The following is a 488-nucleotide window of genomic DNA, read 5'->3' as shown; positions in this document are numbered from 1 at the left end:
AAGGTGGCCGCGGCAATGCCTACGTCAACGGCCACAACTCGGCCGACGAAGGCCGCGAACTGCGTCGTTTCGACAACGTGCGCGAAGAGCGCGGCCGGGGTCGCGGTGGCAAGGGCGGCGGCTTCAAGGGTGGCCTGACGGTCAGCGGTGAAGCGGCGGCCAAGCAGTCGCAGCGTCCGTTCAAGGCGCGCCCGGACAAGGGCAACCGTGCCCTGCCGGAAGGCAATCCGGCCGCGTTCCGCAGCTGGTACGTGCCGGACGGTGTCAGCACCGGCCCGAGCAACCACCGCAATGCAGGCCCGGGCGCCGCCCGTGGTCCGGGTGCGCGGGGTCCGGGTGCCGGCGCAGGCGCCGGTGGCCAGGGCCGTCCGTACGGCAAGCCGAAGGGTCCGGGCGGCGCAGGCGGCCCGGGGCGCGGCAGCTACGGCGGCGGCGCTGAAGGCCGTGGCGGCTACGGCGGCGGTGGCGGTGGTTACGGCGGCGACAAC

General features: G+C 74.6%; 1 pseudogene. It reads left to right on the top strand.

Going from position 1 to position 488, the window contains the following annotated elements:
- A pseudogene (locus DBR34_RS23795) lies at positions 1 to 488 on the top strand (rRNA pseudouridine synthase); the annotation flags it as partial.

The sequence above is a fragment of the Stenotrophomonas sp. HMWF003 genome (assembly GCF_003061285.1).
GTDB lineage: Bacteria > Pseudomonadota > Gammaproteobacteria > Xanthomonadales > Xanthomonadaceae > Stenotrophomonas > Stenotrophomonas maltophilia_AP.
Note: the sequence above shows the minus strand (reverse complement) of the source record. Positions and strands in the feature narration are given on the sequence as shown.